The following is a 23,128-nucleotide window of genomic DNA, read 5'->3' on the forward strand; positions in this document are numbered from 1 at the left end:
GAAATAACAGATAAAATCAAATGGAACAAATTATCGAATGTAACAACCTGACGCACTACTACGGTAAACGGTTGATTTACGAAAACCTTAGTTTCACAGTGCCCAAAGGACGTATCCTGGGACTATTGGGAAAGAACGGTACGGGCAAAACCACCACTATCAATATCTTGAGCGGTTACCTGAAACCCCGTTCGGGAGAATGTCGCATCTTCGGACAGGAGATACAGACCATGGCACCGGCTCTGCGCCGCCATATCGGACTGCTCATCGAAGGTCATGTGCAATACCAATTCATGACCATCACCGAAATAGAAAAATTCTACGCAGCCTTCTACCCCGGCCAGTGGAAAAAAGAAGCGTACTACGAACTGATGAATAAATTGAAAGTAGCTACCGGACAGCGCATCTCACGTATGTCCTGCGGACAGCGCTCTCAAGTAGCTCTCGGACTGATTCTCGCACAAAACCCGGAACTTCTGGTACTGGACGACTTCTCGCTCGGACTCGATCCCGGCTACCGCCGCCTGTTTGTGGACTATCTCCGCGACTATGCCCGTTCGGAAGGTAAAACCGTCTTTCTGACCTCGCATATCATTCAGGATATGGAACGTCTCGTTGACGACTGCATTATTATGGACTACGGAAAGATACTGATTCAGAAACCAATCGCCGAATTACTGGAAAAAGGACGCCGCTACACCTTCACCATTCCCGAAGGTTACGAGCTTCCTGCATCGGATGATTTCTACCATCCTTCCATCATGCGGAACCAGTTGGAGACTTTCTCCTTCCTGCAACCGGCAGAAACAGAAGCCAAACTGAAATCAATGTCAGTGCCCTATACAGACTTGCACTGTGAGCAAGTCAATTTGGAAGATGCCTTTATCGGCCTCACCGGGAAATACTGATTAAATTAAGAATAAGAGTTGGCAACTCGTAACCCATAAATCATCATTCATAAATCATAAATCCTCAAGAATGTACGCTATATTTTATAAAGAATGGATAAAGACACGGTGGTATTTTCTGCTTGCCGTGCTCGCCACACTTGGTTTTACAGGCTACTGTATGCTCCGTATCAACCGGGTGGTAGAAATGAAAGGGGCTGCCCATGTATGGGAAGTCATGCTGCAACGGGATGTCATCTTCATTGATATGTTGCAATATATTCCTCTGATTGCCGGAATCCTGATGGCAATCGTGCAATTTGTCCCCGAGATGCAACGCAAATGTTTGAAACTGACCCTCCATCTGCCTTATCCGGAACTGAAAATGACGGGCAATATGTTACTCTCCGGACTCATACTGCTTCTTGTCTGCTTCGCTTCCAATTTCCTGTTGATGGAGATCTATCTGAACGGAATCCTTGCCCATGAGCTCAAAAACCACATACTGCTTACCGCTTTAACGTGGTATCTCGCCGGCATCTCCGGCTATCTGCTCGTCGCATGGATTTGCCTCGAACCGGCATGGAAACGCCGTATCCTGAATCTCATTATCGCAGTATTGTTACTCCGAATCTTCTTCCTGTCGCCTACGCCGGAAGCATACAACAAGTTTCTCCCTTATTTAGTGGTCTATACTTTGTTGACAGCCTCTTTCTCGTGGCTCTCTATCGTACGGTTCAAGGCCGGAAAACAGGATTAACCAATAAAAAAATTAAAGATTAAAAATTAAAAGATTGAGAAATGAGACGTTTCAGTACCATACTATTATATGTAACCATCGCTTTTCTGCTTCTTTGGCAGTTGCCCTGGTGCTACAATTTCTTTGTCGTAAAGCCAGAAAAGACTCCCTTTACCCTGTATAGTTTCGTAATTGGCGATTTCGCCCAGATGGGACAAGAAGAAGGGAAAGGAACCGTGCGCCGCGACCTTGCAGGAAACATTTATTCGGAAGCTGCTTTCGACAGCATCCTGCCTATGTTTTATTTCCGTCAGTTGATGTCTGATGAGCGTTTTCCGGATACCATTCAAGGAATCGCAATGACTCCTAAAATGGTGCAGACAGAAAACTTCAACTTCCGCAGTGTGCCTTCGGATATAAACGCACCTTCTATCGGGCTTTACCCACTGATGGAATCTATGTCAGGACGTGTGGACCTGAAAATGCCGGATGACGTATTCCGTATCACCTCCAAAGGGATCGAATTTATCGACATGGCTACCAACAGCGTGAAGGAAGACAAAAGCCTTCAGTTTACCGAAGCTATGACTAAGAAGGATTTTCGTTTTCCGGCAACGGAAATCGTAGGAAATCCGACGGTGAAAAAGGAGTATGACGAAGGTTATCTTCTGTTGGATGCCGACCGTCGTCTGTTTCATCTGAAACAGGTGAAAGGACGCCCGTATGTCCGTGCCATCACCTTGCCTGAAGGCCTGACATTAGAACATCTGTATCTGACCGAGTTCAGAAATAAAAAGACGCTTGCTTTTATGACCGATGCCAACAACGCTTTCTATGTGTTGCAGAACCGGACGTATGAAATCGTAAAAACAGGAATCCCAGCATTTGATCCGGAAACGGATGCGCTCACCATCATCGGTAATATGTTCGACTGGACAGTCCGTGTGACAACTCCGGCTTCAGATAACTATTACGCATTGGACGCCAACGATTATTCGTTGATAAAGAAGTTGGAGAACGAATCGAACGTTCATTCCATGCCAGGTATTACGTTCACATCTTACACAGATAAATATGTAATGCCACGCTTCGAATAATGTTTCAATAATTGAATGTAACATGGGTGAGGGGTTATCAAAAGTCAATAAATTAAATGTGACTTTTGATAACCCCTCACTGTTTCCTTTCCACGCATTTAGAGAAAACAAAAGGATTTACAATTATTTCTTCAATAAGTATGTTTTTTCCCAGCAAAAGGTTTACCTTTGCCGACTCATCAACTATTTAAACCGCAATTGCTTCTGCATTATACTCAAACAAATACGGTAAAACGAAATAACTCAAACTAAAAACCGTATGAAAGTTTACCAAGCATTTGCTTTCCTAAGTATCTTCATCATATTGTTCTATAATTGTTCGCTCCCTGCTGATGACGAAGAAAAGGGAGATTTAAAAGGAGGAGACACTATCACACCCGAACTTCCTTGGGAAGGAGAGATGGACAAATTCACCATCAATTCTAAAGAAGGAATCCATCTAAATGATCCACAGGAAGACGCCGGAACAGCATATATCACCATTCCTTCTACCTCTGTAAAAAACACCCGTTGGGAATTTGGAGTTCACCTCACCTTCAACCCCTCCGCCAACAATTATGCACGATTTTATCTGACTTCTTCCTCAAACATTCTTTCCGGTAATTTAAACGGCTATTACATTCAGATTGGAGGAGCAAAAGATAATGTAGCTCTTTATCGCCAAAACGGAAACCAATCTAAACTACTGGCTTCGGGAAGAGAACTAATGAAAGGAAACTCTTCACCGAAACTATACATAAAAGTAGAATGTGACAATAACGGTTACTGGACTTTTTGGACACGGCTTGAATCCGAGAATGAATACGTAAAAGAAAAACAGATAAAAGATACCGATATACAGACTTCCCGCTACTGCGGTATATACTGCATTTACACCAAAACCCGTTGTAAAGGATTCACGTTCCATCACATACAGTTGTCTAATGACGTAGAAACGAACACATCACCCGACGAAACACCCGATAACCCCGATACGGACCTTCCAGATAATCCGGACACTCCCGAACTACCGAGAGATGTGAGAGGTATGCTTCTTTTCAATGAAATAATGTATAACAATGCCACTGATGGTGCAGAATATGTAGAAATCTATAATCCAACTGAACAGGCAGTCATTTTACCCGCACTTTATCTATATAAAATGCATGAAGACGGGACAATATACAATACTACTATCCTTCAAAATGAGAGTCCTTCTACTCCCCTAGCCATTCCTTCCAAAACTTATCTTTGTTTCACGAAATACTTCAACAGAGTTGTTCAGAAACATAAAGTTGGTGGAGAAAATATAATAATTATACCGAACTTCCCGGCACTGAACAATAATGGTGGGTATCTGGCACTTTCGAGTAGTAAAGAGACTGCACCAGGACATACTTTTGACACTTGTTGTTTTAGAGATGAAATGCACACCATTGACAAAATAACCGGCATTTCGCTTGAAAAGAAATCTCCGGAGTTGTCCTCGCTCAATAAAAACTGGCGTTCGTCCAAACACGCGACCGGAGGCACACCGGGAATAAAAAATAGGTAAGAGTATACATATCTATGATAAATTCCCTACTTTTGTAGACAAAGATAAACTAATTCGGATCATTCATCCTCAAACGAATTTAAATAGCAGATATGAGTCCAGCCGTTATATCTATCACTATTGTGGCATACTTTATAATCCTGTTCACTATCTCTTATATAGCAGGACGCAAAGCTGACAATGAAGGGTTCTTCGTAGGAAACCGTAAATCGGCATGGTATGTTGTTGCTTTTGCCATGATTGGTTCCACCATTTCGGGAGTTACTTTTGTATCTGTTCCGGGCATGGTACAAGCCAGTAGTTTCTCTTATCTGCAAATGGTACTCGGCTTTATAGTCGGACAGTTTATTATCGCCTTTGTGCTTGTTCCACTGTTCTATCGGATGAATCTGGTTTCTATCTATGAATATTTGGAGAACAGATTCGGAGCTTCATCCTATAAAACAGGAGCATGGTTCTTCTTTATCTCAAAGATGCTGGGAGCTGCCGTTCGACTATTTCTGGTATGCCTGACGCTGCAACTGCTGATCTTCGAGCCTTTCCATCTTCCTTTCCTGTTGAATGTCATGCTTACCGTATTTATAGTATGGCTCTATACTTTCCGGGGCGGAGTGAAATCATTGATTTGGACGGATGTATTGAAAACATTCTGCCTGGTAGTCTCTGTGGTACTATGTATCTATTATATAGCCTCCAACTTGCACCTCAACTTTAGCGGCCTGGTTACTACCATATCAGATAGTGACTTTTCCAAGACATTCTTTTTTGACGACGTGAACGACAAACGCTATTTCTTCAAACAGTTCCTGGCAGGAGTGTTCACTGTCATTGCCATGAACGGGCTCGACCAGGATATGATGCAACGCAATCTTAGTTGCAAGAATTTCCGGGATTCTCAAAAGAATATGATTACAAGCGGTATCTCACAATTCTTTGTCATTCTGCTTTTTCTGATGCTGGGAGTACTATTATATACGTTTACAGCACAACAAGGCATTGGGAATCCGGAAAAAAGCGACGAGTTGTTTCCGATGATTGCTACCGGAAATTATTTTCCCGGCATAGTCGGAATATTATTCATTATCGGACTGATAGCCTCCGCCTATTCTGCAGCGGGTTCTGCCTTGACGGCACTGACCACTTCCTTTACTGTAGATATTTTACATGCACAGAAAAAAGGAGAGGCGGCACTTAGCCAAATACGCAAACATGTACATATCGGTATGGCAGTTGTGATGGGAGCAGTCATTTTCGTATTCAATCTGCTGAACAACACCAGTGTGATTGATGCGATTTACACATTGGCCAGTTATACGTATGGCCCTATCTTAGGACTGTTCGCTTTCGGCATCTTCACCAAGAAACAAGTTTATGATAAATATATTCCGTTGGTAGCTATCGCTTCTCCTATTCTTTGCTATATCCTGCAAAGAAATTCGGAAGCATGGCTCAACGGTTACCAAATTAGTTACGAGTTGTTGATAATCAATGCCCTGTTCACATTCCTTGGACTTTGTTTGTTCATCAAAAAACAAGACAAAGAAACATCTTACACAACTCATACTACAAAACAAGAAGTAAAATAATGAAAACAACAATCAACTGTTTTCTTCCTTTCAGCCGGTTGGAAGAAACTATGCAAACAGTTAAGGAGTTACGTGCATCGACGCTGGTAGACAAAATTTATTTATTAGCATCGCCAATTACCAATGTCTGTATTCCCGGATGCGAACTCATCTCTGTAGAGAAAATGCAGTCTACACAAGCGATGCGAGCTATTGCAGAACATTCTGATAAAACATATACCTTGCTCTATACCAAATACACTGCACTAAAAATAGGCATGTTCGCTCTTGAAAGAATGGTTCAAGTAATGGAAATGACCCAAGCTGGCATGGTATATGCAGACCATTACCAACAGATAGACGGTGTGCAAAAAACAGCTCCGGTCATTGATTACCAACCCGGTAGCCTGCGTGACGACTTCAATTTCGGCTCGGTTTTACTGTTCAATGCCAACGCATTCAAGGAAGTTATAGAAAATACGGAAGAGGAATATCAATATGCAGGCTTGTATGATTTGAGACTCAAAATATCCCAAAAGAGCAAACTGGTACATATCAACGAATATCTATATACCGAAGTAGAAAGTGACAAGCGGAAAAGCGGTGAGAAGCAGTTCGATTATGTAGACCCTAAAAACCGTCAGGTACAGATCGAAATGGAACAGGCATGCACCAACCATTTGAAGGAAATTGGCGGATATCTTTATCCTATCTTCCGTCCTGTAGACTTTTCTTCCCACACTTTTGAGTATGAAGCTTCTGTCATTATACCCGTACGCAACCGTATTCGTACAGTCAAAGATGCCGTACGCTCGGCACTGAACCAGCAAACGACCTTTCCGTTCAATGTCATTGTCATCGACAATCATTCGACAGACGGGACCAGTGAAGTTCTCCGTGAACTTAGTTCGAACAAGCGCCTGATTCACGTCATTCCCGAAAGAAATGACCTCGGTATAGGCGGATGTTGGAACATAGGTATCCATCACGAGAAATGTGGAAAGTTTGCCGTCCAACTTGATAGCGATGACGTGTATAAAGACGAACATAGCCTGCAAATCATCATTGATACTTTCTATAAACAGAAATGTGCAATGGTAATCGGCACTTATATGATGACTAACTTTGATATGCAGGAAATTGCCCCCGGCATCATCGATCATAAGGAATGGACGCCCGACAACGGACGAAATAATGCATTACGTATCAACGGTCTGGGAGCTCCCCGTGCATTCTACACGCCCATTCTTCGGGAAATCAAAGTCCCGAACACAAGCTATGGAGAAGATTATGCCCTTGGATTGAAAATTTCACACGATTATCAGATAGGCAGAATATACGACGTGATTTACCTTTGTCGCCGTTGGGAAGGCAACTCGGATGCTGCACTGCCTGTTGAGAAAATCAACCAGAATAATCTATATAAAGACCGGCTTCGTACGTGGGAATTGGAACAGCGCATCCTGCAACAAAAAACGACATTAGAGAAAATTCAGCAAAGTATCGAACAGTTATTCCAAAAGCAAACTCTTTCTTGGGAACTAGCCAAAGAAAATTACCAAGCACTGGAACAGTATCGGTCACGAACAAAAAAAATATCCAAATGGTTTGGTAACAATTGTTTAAGTGCGAAACTATTCTTTAATCCGAAACGTATTCTTTCGGCTACCGCACAGACAGATACTGCCTCCATTCACTCACGGCCTTGCTTCCTCTGCCAAACAAACCGACCGCAGGAACAAGAGTTCATCAGTTACAGGAATTATCAGATACTGGTTAATCCCTATCCCATATTTAAACACCACTTTACAATTGTAGATAAGGAACACAAGTCACAATCCATAGTCGGGCGTTTTAAAGATATGATAGAATTCACCGACATTATGGAAGAATACTTCCTTTTGTATAATGGACCGGAATGTGGAGCTTCCGCTCCCGATCATGCCCATTTTCAAGCTTGCAGTAAAGAGGAAAGTATGCAGGGATCATATTACGATCACATAGATTTAATAGATAACGACAAGGTGCGAATTAGTTATGAAGATTTCCCGTACAGTTTCATCAGGATTCAGGCGAAAAATAAGAAAACAATGTCGAAAACCTTTCATCTGATTTACGACATCTTAGCTGCCAATAATAACGGAAAAGAACCAATGATGAATATTCTTGCCTGGTATGGTTTGGAACGCACCAAAGAGGATTTTAGAGAGCGCTACGAAGAAGAATTTGAATCAGTGGCCGAACACCCTTACAATTGTATTATCTTCTTACGCAGCAAACATCGTCCTGACTGCTATTACGCAAAAGGAGACGAACAAATTCTCATCAGTCCTGCTATTGCTGAAATGAACGGCATATTCCCTATAGTACGTGAAGAGGATATGGAGAAACTGACTCCTGAAAAGGTATATGATATCTATCGGGAAGTATCGATATCTAAAGAAAAGCTACAAGAAATAATAGAACGCATTAAAGCCGCCTTATGACAGAGCCTCAAATAGCAGTTGGCATTCTTTCCGGGAAAGAGATTGAATTCTCTTTCCCGGAAAAATTTAATTCTTCTGTCGGAACGGAAATTTCCGGGACACAGAAAGTTATTTATCAGGATAGGAAGATTCATTGGCAAGGGAAAGAATATAATGAATTATCTTTCACTCCCCAACAAGGTGCACATGCTTTCTTTGAACTGAAAGATGTAACCATCGGAATCAACTTCCATTGGGAACGCAAAGAAGTCCAGAAATTCAAAGGGGAATTAAAGATTATCATCGAAGGAGAACAACTAACCGCCATCAATGTGATTTCCATTGAAGAATATCTTACCAGTGTAATTTCATCCGAAATGAGCGCAACAGCTTCTTTAGAGCTACTAAAGGCTCACGCCGTCATCTCCCGAAGCTGGTTACTCGAAAAAAATAAAGAATTAAGAATGAAGAATGAAGAATTTAAAAGAACTTTGCAAAAAGACAGCGCAGCCAATTCTTCATTCTTCATTCCTAATTCTTCATTTATTAAGTGGTATGACCATGAAGCACATAGAAATTTCGATGTATGTGCCGATGATCATTGCCAGCGTTATCAGGGAATTACACGAGCCTCAACACCACAAGCCATCGAAGCAGTCTCCGCCACGCGGGGGGAAGTGCTGATGTATAAAGGAGCGATTTGTGATGCCCGTTTCTCTAAATGTTGTGGCGGAGCTTTTGAAGAGTTCCAAAATTGTTGGGAAAACGTAAAGCATCCTTATCTAATCAGACAACGGGATAGCAAGACTGAAAAACAACTTCCCGATTTGAACATAGAGGCGGAAGCTGATAAATGGATACGTACCTCACCTGTTGCTTTTTGTAATACGCAGGATAAGAAAATTCTAAGCCAAGTACTAAACAACTACGATCAGGAAACAGCAGACTTCTATCGTTGGAAAGTCAGTTATACCCAACAAGAACTTTCAACACTGATTCATCAACGTTCGGGAATTGACTTCGGACAAATTCTGGATTTAATTCCTATAGAACGGGGAACATCCGGACGTCTTGTCCGACTAAAGATTGTAGGAACCTTACAGACACTCATCATTGGAAAAGAGTTGGAAATACGCCGTACCTTATCTACTTCTCATCTGTATAGTTCCGCCTTCGTAGTAGACAAGGAATATGAGGAAAAAGGACATAAAGAGGATAAAATCCCTTCACGATTCATCCTTACCGGAGCCGGATGGGGGCATGGAGTAGGACTTTGCCAGATTGGTGCTGCCGTAATGGGAGAGCAAGGTTACAAATATGAAGAAATACTGTCTCACTATTACCCCGGCAGTACACTCGAAAAACAATATCAATAAAAAAGAATAATACCATGACAACACCCACTACAAAAAGAAATCCCTGGAGCTGGATACCCACCCTCTACTTCGCAGAAGGGCTGCCATACGTAGCGGTAATGACGATTGCTGTTATCATGTACAAGCGTTTGGGATTATCCAATACGGAAATAGCCTTATATACTTCCTGGCTCTATCTTCCCTGGACTATCAAACCGCTATGGAGTCCTTTCGTCGACCTGGTGAAAACGAAACGCGCCTGGATTATTGCCATGCAAGGTTTCATCGCTGCCGGATTTGCAGGGATAGCCTTCTTTATTCCGACGGCTCATTATGTACAGTTGACTCTTGCTTTTTTCTGGTTGTTGGCGTTCAGTTCCGCTACGCATGACATCGCTGCAGACGGTTTCTATATGCTCGGGCTCAATAATAAAGAACAATCTTTCTTTGTCGGTATTCGAAATACGTTTTATCGGCTTGCCAATATTTTCGGGCAGGGAATTCTAGTCATGCTGGCAGGATGGCTGGAAACATCACAGAACAATATTCCCTTAGCATGGAGTATTACATTCTACCTCCTTGCCGGATTATTTCTGACTCTTACTATCTATCATCGGCTTATCCTCCCCCATCCTGATTCGGACATTAAACGTCCCGGACTCACACCGGGTAAGTTGTTGGGAGATTTCCTCCTGACCTTTGTCACATTCTTTCAGAAAAAGAACCTCGGTCTCATGTTCTTTTTCCTCCTCACCTACCGGTTGGGAGAATCACAGTTAGCCAAAATAGCTTCTCCTTTCCTGCTCGACACGACCGATAAAGGTGGACTGGGTTTATCCACAGCAACTGTCGGAATGATCTACGGCACGATAGGTGTCATAGCTTTATTGCTCGGTGGAATCATTAGTGGTTTCCTCGTTTCCCGTGACGGATTCAAGAAATGGATATTACCCATGGCATTAGCCATCAACATTCCCGATCTATTATATGTATGGATGGCTGCCGCCACCCCGGACAATCCTATATTTATAGCCATTTGTGTAGCGATCGAACAGTTGGGGTATGGTTTCGGTTTTACCGCTTATATGCTATATCTGATTTATATAGCAGAAGGTGAACACAAAACGGCGCACTATGCTATCGGAACCGGATTTATGGCACTAGGCATGATGATTCCCGGTATGCCTGCCGGATGGATACAGGAACATCTCGGATACACAAACTTCTTTATCTGGGTTTGTATTTGTACCCTACCCGGTATCGTCGCCTCATTAATGATTCGCAACCGACTGGAGGATTCTTTCGGAAAGAAACAATAAAAAACTCAAAGATATGATACTCATTGCAGATAGTGGTTCTACAAAAACCGACTGGTGCATCGTTTTCAACGACACCCCAATCAAACGAATGGGAACGAAGGGAATTAATCCCTTCTTCCAATCAGAAGAAGAAATTCAACAAGAGCTGACACATTCCCTTCTGCCACAACTACCGGAAGGAACGATCAACTCCGTCTTTTTTTATGGTGCAGGCTGCACTCCCGAAAAGGCTCCCGTCCTCCGGCGGGCCATCGCCGACAGCCTGCCTGTCATCGGAAATATCAAAGCCAACTCGGATATGCTTGCCGCTGCCCGCGGACTATGCGGACATGAAGCAGGGATTGCCTGCATCCTCGGCACAGGTTCCAATTCCTGTTTCTACAACGGTGAAGAGATTGTCAACAACATCTCCCCTCTTGGATTCATCCTGGGAGATGAAGGAAGCGGCGCAGTCTTAGGAAAACTACTGGTAGGCGATGTACTGAAAAACCAGCTTCCACCCGCCATCAAAGAAGCTTTCTTAAAACAGTTCGACCTGACGGCCCCCGAAATCATCGACCGCGTTTACCGCCAACCCTTTCCGAACCGTTTTCTGGCTAGTCTCTCCCCTTTCCTTGCACAGCACTTGGAAGAACCGGCTATCCGTTCACTAGTACTCAACAGCTTTATCGCTTTTCTCCGCAGAAACGTGATGCAATATGATTATAAGCAATATCCAGTACATTTTATTGGTTCCGTAGCTCACTGTTACAAGGAGATTTTGCAGGAGGCTGCGCAAACAACAGGTATTCAGATCGGTAAGATTCTTCAAAGTCCGATGGAAGGGCTGATTCAATACCATCAACAATAATTCTTTTACCTATTGTAATTTATAACCAGTAATTATAAAAATGCAGATAACCGAACAACCGTCCTTTTACGATCATCTGGAAAAGAAATCTGTGCGAGAGATCTTAGAAGATATCAACCAGGAAGATCAGAAAGTAGCGTTAGCCGTACAAAAGGCTATTCCACAAATTGAAGAGCTTGTCAATCAGATTGTACCCCGCATGAAACAAGGCGGACGCATCTTTTATATGGGGGCCGGCACAAGCGGTCGCCTGGGAGTATTGGATGCTTCCGAAATCCCTCCTACTTTCGGAATGTCTCCCAACTGGATTATCGGACTGATTGCAGGAGGCGATACAGCCCTGCGCAATCCGGTAGAAGGAGCCGAAGATGATGAAAATCGAGGTTGGGAAGAACTCGTCGAACACCAGATCAACGAAAAAGACACCGTTATCGGCATTGCCGCTTCCGGCACTACCCCGTACGTAATCGGTGCTTTACGGGAAGCCCGTAAACACGGTGTCCTGACAGGTTGTATCACCAGTAATCCCGATTCTCCAATGGCAGCAGAAGCGGATGTCGCCATCGAAATGATTGTAGGGCCGGAATATGTGATAGGCAGTTCCCGGATGAAATCAGGCACCGGACAGAAAATGATTCTGAATATGATTAGTACGTCGGTGATGATTCAACTTGGACGGGTGAAAGGAAATAAGATGGTAAATATGCAGCTTAGTAATCATAAACTGGTAGAAAGAGGCACCAGGATGATTATGGAGGAACTAGGATTAAATCATGACCATGCACAAAAATTGTTACTGTTACATGGTTCGGTTAAGAATGCAATTGACGCTTACCGATATTCTCAAGATCATTAAAATCTCTACTTACTCTTGTTTAACCAACTTATATTATACGCATCACATACCAATCTTATTAATACGGAATATGACACATTAACCATCATTATTCATCCGACAGCCTCATAGATACAATACAAAAAGATTTTGAAACAAAATCAAAAACATTTATTGAACAAACCGGTTTGTTCACACTTCTTCATTTTATCTCCGAAGAAAAAACTTCAAGAAAAAGCAAATTGGTATCAACAGTATAAATAATTGAAACATACCCAAAGCCCGTTCTTATCAATACCAACTATCTTTGCATCGTGTCACAGTACAGACAAAAAATAAACCATTTTTGGAATTAAAGACACAAAGAAGATAATTTCATTAAATATAGTATTTATGAAGAAGGATATTTGCATCATTTTGAGCCTGCTGTTATATACTTTTCAATTACCAATTATCTACAAAGTAGAATATCCGGTTACAGTGAAACGTAAGATCAATGATTAACAACAAATTATTAAATATTGAAACCATGAAAAGATTATTTCTATTCTTCTACCTCTCTGTTATGAGTATAGCAGCATTTGCCGCTGAACAATTCGTAGTATTCACACCGACCGATAATCATTTTCCGTTGATATCCCAAGGAGTTCCTTGTCCGGTATATGTGGACCCTTCCGAAAACAAAGGGGTATTGATAGCTGTCGACAATCTCAGGCAAGACATCCTACAAATATGCGGAACGAAGCCCGAGTCGCTGACAAGCGCAAAAGCCAAGCGATGTGTCATTGTAGGTACCTATAATACTCCTTTTGTAAAAAAACTGATAGCTGCAAACAAAATAGATAAAAAAGAGCTGGAAGGGAAAAATGAGAAATATATCCTGCAAGTTGTCACTAATCCCTGTGAAGGAGTAGATGAAGCAGTGGTTATCATCGGCAGCGACAGACGCGGTACGATCTATGGTATCTATGAACTTTCCGAACAAATGGGGGTATCTCCCTGGTATTGGTGGGCAGACGTCCCTATCCGAAAGCAACAGAATGTATATGTAAAGCCGGGACAGTATACAGACGGAGAACCTGCGGTGACCTACCGCGGTATCTTCCTGAATGATGAAGCGCCCTGTCTGACTGGTTGGGTAAAACAAACCTACGGCACAAACTACGGTGACCACCGTTTTTATACACAAGTTTACGAACTGATATTACGCCTGAAAGGTAATTTTCTTTGGCCTGCCATGTGGAGTTGGGCTTTCTATGCAGACGACCCGGAGAATAGTAAGACTGCTGATGAAATGGGAGTCATTATCGGCACGTCCCACCACGAACCGATGGCACGCAACCATCAGGAATGGTCACGCAAGCGCAAAGAATATGGTGCATGGGATTATACAACTAACAAAAAAGTGATCGATCAGTTTTTCCGTGAAGGTATCGAACGGATGCAGGGCACAGAAGATATCGTAACCATCGGTATGCGCGGAGACGGTGACGCAGCCATGAGCGAAAACACCAACGTGAAACTACTGGAAGACATAGTAAAGAACCAACGCAGAATTATTGAAAAGGTGACTAAACGTCCTGCCAAAGAAACCCCGCAAGTCTGGGCACTATACAAAGAAGTACTGGATTACTATGATAAAGGTATGCGTGTGCCCGATGATGTTATCATGCTATTATGTGATGACAATTGGGGCAATGTATGCCGTCTGCCAAATGCCAAGGAACGTAAGCATCCGGGCGGTTGGGGCATGTATTACCATGTAGACTACGTAGGTGCTCCGAGAAACTCCAAATGGCTGAACGTAACCCCTATACAAAATATGTGGGAGCAACTTCAACTCACATACGATTACGGAGTAGAAAAGCTGTGGATACTGAATGTAGGCGATTTGAAACCAATGGAATATCCGATCACGCTCTTCATGGATATGGCATGGAATCCCAAGCAATTCAACGTCTCCAACTTGCTGGACCATCCCCGTCGTTTCTGCGCACAGCAGTTTGGCGAAGATCAAGCGGATGAAGCTATGCGAATCTTAAACCTGTACAGCAAATATAACGGTCGCGTAACGGGAGAAATGCTCGACCGGAATACTTATAACCTGGAGACCGGCGAATGGAAACAAGTATCTGATGAATATCTGAAACTGGAAGCGGAAGCTTTGAGACAATACATATCATTGAAATCAGAATATAAAGATGCCTACAAGCAATTAATCCTCTTCCCTGTTCAAGCCATGGCAAACCTGTACGAGATGTATTATGCACAAGCCATGAACCATAAATTGTACAAAGAAAACAATCCGCAAACTAACGAATGGGCAGATAAAGTGGAACAGGCTTTTGCACGGGATAAAGCATTGAGTGACGATTATAACAATGTTATGTCCGGCGGTAAATGGAAGAACATGATGATTCAGAAACATATCGGTTATACCTCATGGAATGATAATTTCCCCGCTGATACACTACCACAAACCTACCGAATCAAGCATCCGGAAAAGGCTGTCGGCGGATACGTCTTCACCGGACAAGACGGATATGTAGCTATGGAAGCCGAACACTATTACAGCACTAAAGCAGCACCAAGTACGGAATGGACAGTGATCCCCTACATGGGACGAACCCTTAGCGGCATGGCTCTGATGCCTTATACCCAGCCGACCGACGGAGCTTCTATCTCCTACAAAATAAAATTGCCTAAAGGAGTCGACAAAGTGACTGTTCACGTGATAGTGAAATCGACTCTTGCTTTCCACGACCGGAAAGGACATGAGTACAGTATCGGATTCGAAGGGGCGAAGGAACAGACTATCAATTTCAATCAGAATTTGAATGAACTTCCCGAAAATGTGTATAGCATATACTATCCGACAGTTGCAAGACGTATCGTCGAGAAAAAGGTCAAACTGAATGTGCCGAATACATCAGACGGCATGCAGACACTAATTTTCAAACCTCTTGATCCGGGCATCGTGCTGGAAAAGTTGGTTGTAGACTACGGAGGCTACAAGAAATCTTATCTGTTTATGAATGAATCGAAAAGCAAGAGAGATAATAGATAAAAAGATCCATGTAGAAACAAGTCAATTACTACACACTGATTATATTTACATATAAATTTTGCAGTTCTTATTGTCAGCCGTCATTCCTATTCATTAGATAAATGATTTTCAATCCATTAGATGCTGACAATAAGCCCTGACAATAGGCTGACAATAACATTTTATAAGTTTTATTGTCAGCCTATTATTTTATGATTTTGCTCTCCCATATCTCCTATCCAGCTTTACTTACTTTTCAAGAAAAGCCTCCATTAAACATCCGTCATACAACCGGCATACTTATATCATTCAATAACTATTGTTCGATCAGGATACCGGTATACTTAATTCTTCACGGCCGTGGTAGCTTCTTCCCACAGCCGTGAAGAGTTCCTACCACGGCCGTGGGAAGATCTTGTCACGGCCGTGGGAAATTAATGATACCGGTACTTTAATGGAACGATACCGGCATCCCAACGCAACTATACCAGCTTCTCTTTTTATACCTCCCACTTAATCAGCCTGCAAATAAGCTATATGACAAGAGGGCAAGGCTGATAATAAATCAAAAAGAAACCGGCAGTTATTATTTTATCATTTGGAACATACAACATATATATTAGTAACATAAATATGGAAAGAAGTTACTTCCAAGGTAGATTTCAGAAACAGTTTTTTGCCTTTTGTATTGGTAAATGAGCTACCTTTGCTACAAATCCATACAATATGAACAGAAACACTTTTTTTGTATTATTCCTATTAATAAGCAACCTTGTTTCAGGACAGGACCTGAAACTGTGGTATAGTCAACCTGCACAAAATTGGTCGGAAGCTCTCCCTATTGGCAACTCCCGTCTTGGAGCCATGGTATATGGCGGAATCGAACGCGAAGAACTACAACTCAACGAAGAAACATTTTGGGCAGGTTCTCCATACAATAATAATAACCCGAATGCCGTACATGTGCTACCGATTGTACGCAAACTGATTTTTGAAGGGAGAAACAAGGAAGCGCAAAGACTCATTGACGCCAACTTCTTAACCCAGCAACACGGAATGAGCTATCTGACATTAGGTAGTCTTTACCTGGAATTTCCGGAACACCAAAACGCATCCGGCTTTTACCGCGATCTGAATCTGGAGAATGCAACGACAACTACCCGTTATCAAGTGGATGACGTCACTTATACCCGCACCACTTTTGCTTCATTTACTGATAATGTCATTATTATGCATATCAAAGCAAGTAAAGCAAACGCACTGAACTTTACTATTGCATATAACTGCCCTCTAGTACATAAGGTGAATGTTCAGAATGATCAGCTGACCGTCACCTGTCAAGGGAAGGAGCAGGAAGGTTTGAAAGCCGCACTACGGGCAGAATGTCAAATCCAGGTAAAAACGCATGGCACTCTCCGCCCGGCAGGAAATACGCTCCAAATTAATGAAGGAACAGAAGCCACCCTTTATATATCGGCAGCAACCAACTACGTAAACTACCAGGATGTCAGCGCCGATGAATCCCGACGGACCAGCGAATATCTGAAAAGAGCAATGCAAATACCTTACGAAAAAGCTCTCAAAAGCCATATCGCTTATTATAAAAAACAATTTGACCGTGTACGCCTTACATTACCGACAGGCAAAACTTCCCAACTGGAGACTCCCAAACGAATTGAAAACTTCGGAAATGGGGAAGACATGGCAATGGCAGCTCTACTTTTCCATTATGGACGTTATTTACTGATTTCTTCTTCGCAACCGGGTGGACAACCGGCTAATCTGCAAGGAATATGGAATAACAGCACACATGCACCTTGGGATAGTAAATACACCATCAACATTAATACAGAAATGAACTATTGGCCGGCAGAAGTCACTAATTTAAGTGAAACACATAGTCCGCTATTCTCTATGTTGAAAGATTTATCCGTCACAGGAGCAGAAACAGCCCGAACCATGTATGATTGTAGGGGATGGATGGCGCATCATAATACTGATTTATGGCGAATTTGCGGAGTTGTAGACTTTGCTGCAGCCGGCATGTGGCCTAGTGGGGGAGCCTGGTTAGCACAACATATCTGGCAACATTACCTCTTTACAGGAAATAAAGAGTTCCTGAAAGAGTACTATCCCATCCTGAAAGGAACAGCGCAGTTCTACATGGATTTCTTGGTAGAACATCCAGTGTATAAATGGTTGGTAGTGTCGCCTTCTGTGTCGCCGGAACACGGACCTATCACGGCCGGTTGCACCATGGACAATCAGATTGCTTTCGATGCGCTGTATAATACCTTATTGGCTTCATACATCGCAGGCGAAGCCCCCTCTTTCCAAGATTCTCTCAAACAAACACTAGAGAAGTTGCCACCTATGCAAATAGGAAAACATAACCAACTACAAGAATGGCTGGAAGATGTTGACAATCCCAAGGACGAGCACCGTCATATTTCACATTTGTACGGGCTATATCCGAGTAATCAAATTTCTCCATACTCGAATCCCGAGTTATTCCAGGCAGCAAGAAACACATTGCTTCAACGCGGTGATAAGGCTACCGGTTGGAGTATCGGCTGGAAAGTCAATTTCTGGGCACGTATGCTGGATGGAAACCATGCCTTCCAAATTATCAAAAATATGATTCAACTATTGCCCAACGATCACTTGGCTAAAGAATATCCGAACGGGCGTACCTATCCCAATATGCTGGATGCCCATCCGCCTTTCCAGATTGACGGTAATTTCGGTTATACAGCCGGAGTAGCGGAAATGTTGCTCCAAAGTCATGACGGTGCCGTACATTTATTGCCAGCATTGCCTGATGCATGGGAAGAAGGAAGTGTGAAGGGGCTGGTGGCACGTGGAAACTTTACTGTCGATATGGAGTGGAAAAACAATGTGTTAAATAAAGCGATCATCCGATCGAATATAGGCGGTACGCTCCGCATCCGGTCTTATGTCCCACTGAAAGGGAAAGGCTTAAAACAAGTAAACGGGAAAGAGTGCTCAAATAGATTATTCGCCACCACTCCTATCAAACGACCTCTTGTAGCCAAAGGGGTAAGTGCGCAATCTCCCAAACTGCAGAAGGTTTATGAATATGACATTGAAACAAAGCCCGGTAAAACCTATATTGTAAGTACAACCGAAGGAAAACAATAATACATAACGAGAGGTAAATCTTTTCTCATGTTACATTATTTACAAACGATGTTACAACATCCGATTGTACTCCCGGAGCCTAATGAAAATATTCATCTTTTATTAGGTTATATGTAGGTTTTTAGTTTTCTTTGTACTACCAACAACGATCTATTGACTATGAGAAATGTATTGACTTTTCTATTATTATTGTTTTCTTTGTTATGCAACGGGCAATCTCCTAAGTTATTCACTACTGACAAAGAGCTCTCCAGTAGTCTGATTAATCAAATATATCAAGACCGGAACGGCTTCATTTGGATTGCAACAGAAGATGGTCTGAACCGTTATGACGGTGCTAAATTTACCATATACAAACATGAGCCCAATAACGAACATTCGTTAGCCCACAATTTTGTTCGTACTGTTTTTGAAGACAGCAAAGGTCATTTGCTTATCGGCACATATATAGGAATTCAAATGTATGATCCGGCCACGGACAATTTTACTCCACTTGCCAAATTGGAAGATACCGGAGAAACGCTTGAAAGCAACATTAATTCTTTCATCGAGCGAAAAAACGGAGAGATATGGGTATCCGGAAATGTGTTGTGCAAGCTGGACATCAAAGACCATCTGTTGACTGTCCGGAAAGTCGATATTGCAGTCACTTCACCCGGAAGCCTGTTTGAAGATAAAAAACAAAATGTATGGATGGCAAAAGGGGAAGAAGGAGTATATCAACTCACTCCCGACAATCAGCTTACGTTACACTTGTCTAAAGACAACGGATACGTCAAAAGTATATGTGAGGATCAACGAGGCAACATCTATGTAGGAAGTATACGAAAAGGACTATTCATTTACGATAAAGAACGTAAAACCTTTGTTCCAATCGATTTGAAAGAGAAAGGCGAACTTCCTGTTTGTTTCCTTTATTCCGGGATACCCAATGAATTGTATATCGGCACTGACGGCAAGGGAGTAGTCATTTATAATATCCGAACACACGAAATCTCCGAATACAAGTTTGACAATAATTATTTCGATTCGGGGAACTCGAAAATACACTCCATCCTAAAGGACAATTCGGGTAACTTATGGTTAGCAGTTTACCAGAAAGGAGTTATATTAATCCCAGCCCGCACCAACAGCTTTAAGTATATCGGACATAAATCAACAGATAAAAATTGCATAGGATCCTGTTGCATTACTTCGTTCTGCAAAGATAATAACGGGACTCTATGGGTGGGAACGGATAACGACGGTATTTATGCCCTTACAGAAAAATTGGAGCCGGCAAAACATTTCTCACACACCACCCATCCTCATTCAGTTCCCTCAACTGTTATTAAATTGTATGAAGACTCCGAACACAATATGTGGATTGGCTCCTTTATCAACGGTATGGGAAAACTGAACAAACAGACAGGATTATGCGATTACCAGTACAAACTGGTAGATAAGAACAACAACTATATACAACGTGTATATGATTTCGCAGAAGATAAAAACAAGCGTCTCTGGATTGCGACAATGGGATTCGGTTTGTTCTACTATGACCTGAAAACGAAAGAATTTACATCCGTACAATCTCAGACATCTCTAATCAACGAATGGATAGGTTGCCTGCACTATTCCGATGATAATAAACTGTATGTCGGAACTTATGACGGCGTCAACTGTATAGACCTTGACAGTCCTGATTTTCAAAGTCATAAGATACTCTCACAAAATGTTATTTATTCAATCTTTGAAGATGACGAAGGAGTTGTCTGGTTGGGCAGTTCCGAAGGATTATCCGGTTGGAATAAAAATACGAAAGAACTAACCACTTATACTACTGCAGACGGATTGCCCAGTAATACAATATATGCCATACAAGGAGATGGAAAAGATTTTCTTTGGATAAGCACCAATGCCGGAATTTCCCAATTCCAAAAGAAAAACGACAAATTTATCAATTATTATGTCAGCGACGGATTACAGGGAAATGAGTTCTACAAGAATGCCTCCTTCAAAGATAAACAAGGTATTATCTGGTTTGGCGGAATGAATGGTATCACCTATTTCAATCCGCAAGACATTATCAATCCGGCAAAAACATGGAATATCCGGATTACCGACTTTTTCCTGCATAACAATCCGGTTAGAAAAGGAATGAAATCCGGTATTCACAATATTATCAACTGCCCTGTATTCAACGCTAAAGAGTTTTATCTATCCCATAAAGACAATGTGTTCAGTATCGAGTTTGCCACTCTGGAATTAAATGCCCCCGAACACATCAACTACCTTTATTCTATCAACGATGAAAAATGGATTAGTTTGCCCAAAGGTGTAAACCGTATCTCATTCAGCAATCTGAAACCCGGTACCTATAACTTTAAAATCAGAGCAAAAGACAACACTGTGTATTCAAATATAAAAGAAATTACCATCTTTATATCTCCTGCATGGTATGCTTCATGGTGGGCCAAAGTTATCTACTCCTTATTATTACTGACCATTATATTTATCATTATTCTTCAGATCAGACATCGGTACAGAATGCATCAGGAAATGCTGCAACATATCCATGCCGAACAAATCAATGAAGCAAAATTGCAGTTCTTTATCAACATCTCTCATGAAATACGCACTCCGATGTCTCTAATCATCAGCCCTCTACAGAAACTGATTAAGAATGAGGAGAACAATGAACGCCTGAAAATATATCATATTATCTACAGAAATGCGGAACGTATTCTGAATCTTGTCAATCAACTAATGGATATTCGGAAAATTGATAAAGGACAAATGTTCCTGATGTTCCGGGAGACCAATATTATTCCTTTTATAGAAGATTTATGTACAACTTTCGGTCAACAGGCAAATACAAAAAATATCCAACTACAACTTCACAGTACGCTCCGGGAACTGAATGTATGGGTAGACACAGGTAATTTTGATAAGATTATCCTGAATATTCTGTCTAATGCCTTCAAGTTTACTCCTGAAAAAGGAAACATAGATATTACCATCCGTACGGGAGAAGATAATACACTGCCCGATCCCTTGAAACAATATGCCGAAATAATTATCGCGGATACCGGAACAGGCATCGATGAACAGGAAAAAGAACATATCTTCGAACGTTTCTATCAGATCCGTAACAGCCAACAGAATCCGAAAGGCGGAACAGGAATAGGATTACATCTTACTCGTTCATTAGTGGAATTACATCATGGAATTATCTATGTAGAAAATAATAAAGAACAACCGGGTTGCCGTTTTATTATCCGGCTGCCGTTGGGTAACAAGCATCTACGACCTGAAGAAGTTGACAACAATGAGCAAAAGGTAACAGTAACCATACCAACTGTTCCTGTCATCTCTCCCATTATAGAAAATGAGGAAGAAAAGAAAGTCAGGGTAAAAACTAAATATCGCGTATTAGTTGTAGAAGACGACGAAGAAATCCGAAATTATATAGCGAAGGAGTTTGGGGACAAATTTCATATCATGGAAAGCCGTAATGGTAAAGAAGCATTAGAGCAAATATTTAAAAAGACTCCGGATTTAGTCATTAGTGACATCATGATGCCCGAAATGGACGGACTTACCTTATGCCGGAAGATCAAGCAGAATGTAAATCTCAACCATATCCCAGTCATTTTGCTTACCGCGAAAACGAGGGAAGAAGACAACCTTGAAGGTCTGAATACAGGAGCCGACGCCTATATCATGAAGCCATTCAATATCGAAATTCTGCAAAAGACGGTAGAAAATCTGATTAATACACGGCAGCAGTTACGCAAAGTATTTACAGGCCAGCAAAATCTGGAGAACAAGGTTCAGAAACTGGAAGTGAAATCACCCGATGAGAAATTGATGGAACGTATTATGAAAGTGATCAATGAAAACATCGGTAACCCTAACTTGACAATAGAGACAATCACCACCGAAGTAGGTATCAGCCGCGTACATCTTCACAGGAAACTCAAGGAGCTCACCAACCAGACAACCCGTGACTTTATACGTAATATACGTTTAAAAGAAGCCGCTCGTTTATTGTCCGAAAAACAGCATACCATATCCGAGATAGCCATGTTAACAGGATTCACTGATCCTAATAATTTCTCGACAACATTCAAAGAATTGTATGGAATGCCGCCTTCAATGTATATGAAAGAGCAGTTGGGGAAGAAAGAATAATCTTCAAGAATTATAGTTACCTAGGGATATTCCTAAAATAATAAAATTTAAGGCAACTAATTCATTGCGAGTTAGTTGCCTTTTTTGTATCTTTAAGC

Annotated in this window: 13 protein-coding genes; all 13 read left to right on the top strand. The window is 41.8% G+C overall.

Going from position 1 to position 23,128, the window contains the following annotated elements; genetic code table 11:
- Positions 1-20 precede the first annotated feature (20 nt).
- The 13 genes from KFO40_RS19235 to KFO40_RS19295 all read left to right on the top strand — a co-directional run bounded on the left by KFO40_RS19235 (position 21) and on the right by KFO40_RS19295 (position 23,030).
- Positions 21-908 (top strand): ABC transporter ATP-binding protein, encoded by an 888-nt coding sequence (locus KFO40_RS19235; protein WP_004314891.1) that lies wholly within the window; start codon positions 21-23, stop codon positions 906-908.
- A 70-nt stretch (positions 909-978) separates the two neighbouring features.
- Positions 979-1,647 (top strand): hypothetical protein, encoded by a 669-nt coding sequence (locus tag KFO40_RS19240; protein WP_015532263.1) that lies wholly within the window; start codon positions 979-981, stop codon positions 1,645-1,647.
- A 41-nt stretch (positions 1,648-1,688) separates the two neighbouring features.
- Entirely contained in the window at positions 1,689-2,723 is a 1,035-nt protein-coding gene (locus KFO40_RS19245; RefSeq protein WP_087317051.1) for a DUF4857 domain-containing protein, read from the top strand.
- A gap of 259 nt (positions 2,724-2,982) precedes the next feature.
- Entirely contained in the window at positions 2,983-4,257 is a 1,275-nt protein-coding gene (locus tag KFO40_RS19250; protein WP_087317054.1) for a hypothetical protein, read from the top strand.
- Positions 4,258-4,349: 92 nt separating this feature from the next.
- Complete coding sequence (locus tag KFO40_RS19255; protein ID WP_118407382.1) at positions 4,350-5,843, top strand: sodium:solute symporter; 1,494 nt, start codon at positions 4,350-4,352, stop codon at positions 5,841-5,843.
- Positions 5,843-8,308, top strand: coding sequence for a DUF4922 domain-containing protein (locus KFO40_RS19260; protein WP_128859179.1), 2,466 nt, complete (start codon positions 5,843-5,845; stop codon positions 8,306-8,308). Before KFO40_RS19255 ends, KFO40_RS19260 begins: the two co-directional genes overlap by 1 nt.
- Positions 8,305-9,663 (top strand): SpoIID/LytB domain-containing protein, encoded by a 1,359-nt coding sequence (locus tag KFO40_RS19265; protein WP_128859180.1) that lies wholly within the window; start codon positions 8,305-8,307, stop codon positions 9,661-9,663. Before KFO40_RS19260 ends, KFO40_RS19265 begins: the two co-directional genes overlap by 4 nt.
- A 14-nt stretch (positions 9,664-9,677) precedes the next feature.
- On the top strand, positions 9,678-10,961 hold the full coding sequence (locus tag KFO40_RS19270; RefSeq protein ID WP_195344722.1) for an MFS transporter: 1,284 nt from the start codon (positions 9,678-9,680) through the stop codon (positions 10,959-10,961).
- A gap of 13 nt (positions 10,962-10,974) precedes the next feature.
- A complete protein-coding gene (locus KFO40_RS19275) occupies positions 10,975-11,811 on the top strand; it encodes an ATPase (RefSeq protein ID WP_008024377.1) in 837 nt (278 codons plus the stop codon).
- A 40-nt stretch (positions 11,812-11,851) separates the two neighbouring features.
- Complete coding sequence (gene murQ, locus KFO40_RS19280) at positions 11,852-12,667, top strand: N-acetylmuramic acid 6-phosphate etherase (RefSeq protein ID WP_211146705.1); 816 nt, start codon at positions 11,852-11,854, stop codon at positions 12,665-12,667.
- 508 nt (positions 12,668-13,175) lie between these two features.
- Entirely contained in the window at positions 13,176-15,713 is a 2,538-nt protein-coding gene (locus KFO40_RS19285) for a glycosyl hydrolase 115 family protein (protein ID WP_211146706.1), read from the top strand.
- A gap of 705 nt (positions 15,714-16,418) precedes the next feature.
- Positions 16,419-18,854, top strand: a complete 2,436-nt coding sequence (locus KFO40_RS19290; RefSeq protein WP_211146707.1) for a glycosyl hydrolase family 95 catalytic domain-containing protein — start codon at positions 16,419-16,421, stop codon at positions 18,852-18,854.
- A 159-nt stretch (positions 18,855-19,013) separates the two neighbouring features.
- Positions 19,014-23,030, top strand: coding sequence for a two-component regulator propeller domain-containing protein (locus KFO40_RS19295; RefSeq protein ID WP_128859181.1), 4,017 nt, complete (start codon positions 19,014-19,016; stop codon positions 23,028-23,030).
- Positions 23,031-23,128 lie beyond the last annotated feature (98 nt).

Origin of the sequence: Bacteroides sp. 1001302B_160321_D4, from assembly GCF_015667765.1 — a bacterium.
Lineage (GTDB): Bacteria > Bacteroidota > Bacteroidia > Bacteroidales > Bacteroidaceae > Bacteroides > Bacteroides xylanisolvens.

What these genes read in the sequence shown, in the direction of transcription:
- KFO40_RS19295 (WP_128859181.1), top strand. Translation starts at nt 19,014, where the DNA reads ATGAGAAATGTATTGACTTTTCTATTATTATTGTTTTCTTTGTTATGC.
- KFO40_RS19270 (WP_195344722.1), top strand. Translation starts at nt 9,678, where the DNA reads ATGACAACACCCACTACAAAAAGAAATCCCTGGAGCTGGATACCCACC.
- KFO40_RS19245 (WP_087317051.1), top strand. Translation starts at nt 1,689, where the DNA reads ATGAGACGTTTCAGTACCATACTATTATATGTAACCATCGCTTTTCTG.
- KFO40_RS19260 (WP_128859179.1), top strand. Translation starts at nt 5,843, where the DNA reads ATGAAAACAACAATCAACTGTTTTCTTCCTTTCAGCCGGTTGGAAGAA.
- KFO40_RS19290 (WP_211146707.1), top strand. Translation starts at nt 16,419, where the DNA reads ATGAACAGAAACACTTTTTTTGTATTATTCCTATTAATAAGCAACCTT.
- murQ (WP_211146705.1), top strand. Translation starts at nt 11,852, where the DNA reads ATGCAGATAACCGAACAACCGTCCTTTTACGATCATCTGGAAAAGAAA.
- KFO40_RS19265 (WP_128859180.1), top strand. Translation starts at nt 8,305, where the DNA reads ATGACAGAGCCTCAAATAGCAGTTGGCATTCTTTCCGGGAAAGAGATT.
- KFO40_RS19240 (WP_015532263.1), top strand. Translation starts at nt 979, where the DNA reads ATGTACGCTATATTTTATAAAGAATGGATAAAGACACGGTGGTATTTT.
- KFO40_RS19255 (WP_118407382.1), top strand. Translation starts at nt 4,350, where the DNA reads ATGAGTCCAGCCGTTATATCTATCACTATTGTGGCATACTTTATAATC.
- KFO40_RS19250 (WP_087317054.1), top strand. Translation starts at nt 2,983, where the DNA reads ATGAAAGTTTACCAAGCATTTGCTTTCCTAAGTATCTTCATCATATTG.
- KFO40_RS19235 (WP_004314891.1), top strand. Translation starts at nt 21, where the DNA reads ATGGAACAAATTATCGAATGTAACAACCTGACGCACTACTACGGTAAA.
- KFO40_RS19285 (WP_211146706.1), top strand. Translation starts at nt 13,176, where the DNA reads ATGAAAAGATTATTTCTATTCTTCTACCTCTCTGTTATGAGTATAGCA.
- KFO40_RS19275 (WP_008024377.1), top strand. Translation starts at nt 10,975, where the DNA reads ATGATACTCATTGCAGATAGTGGTTCTACAAAAACCGACTGGTGCATC.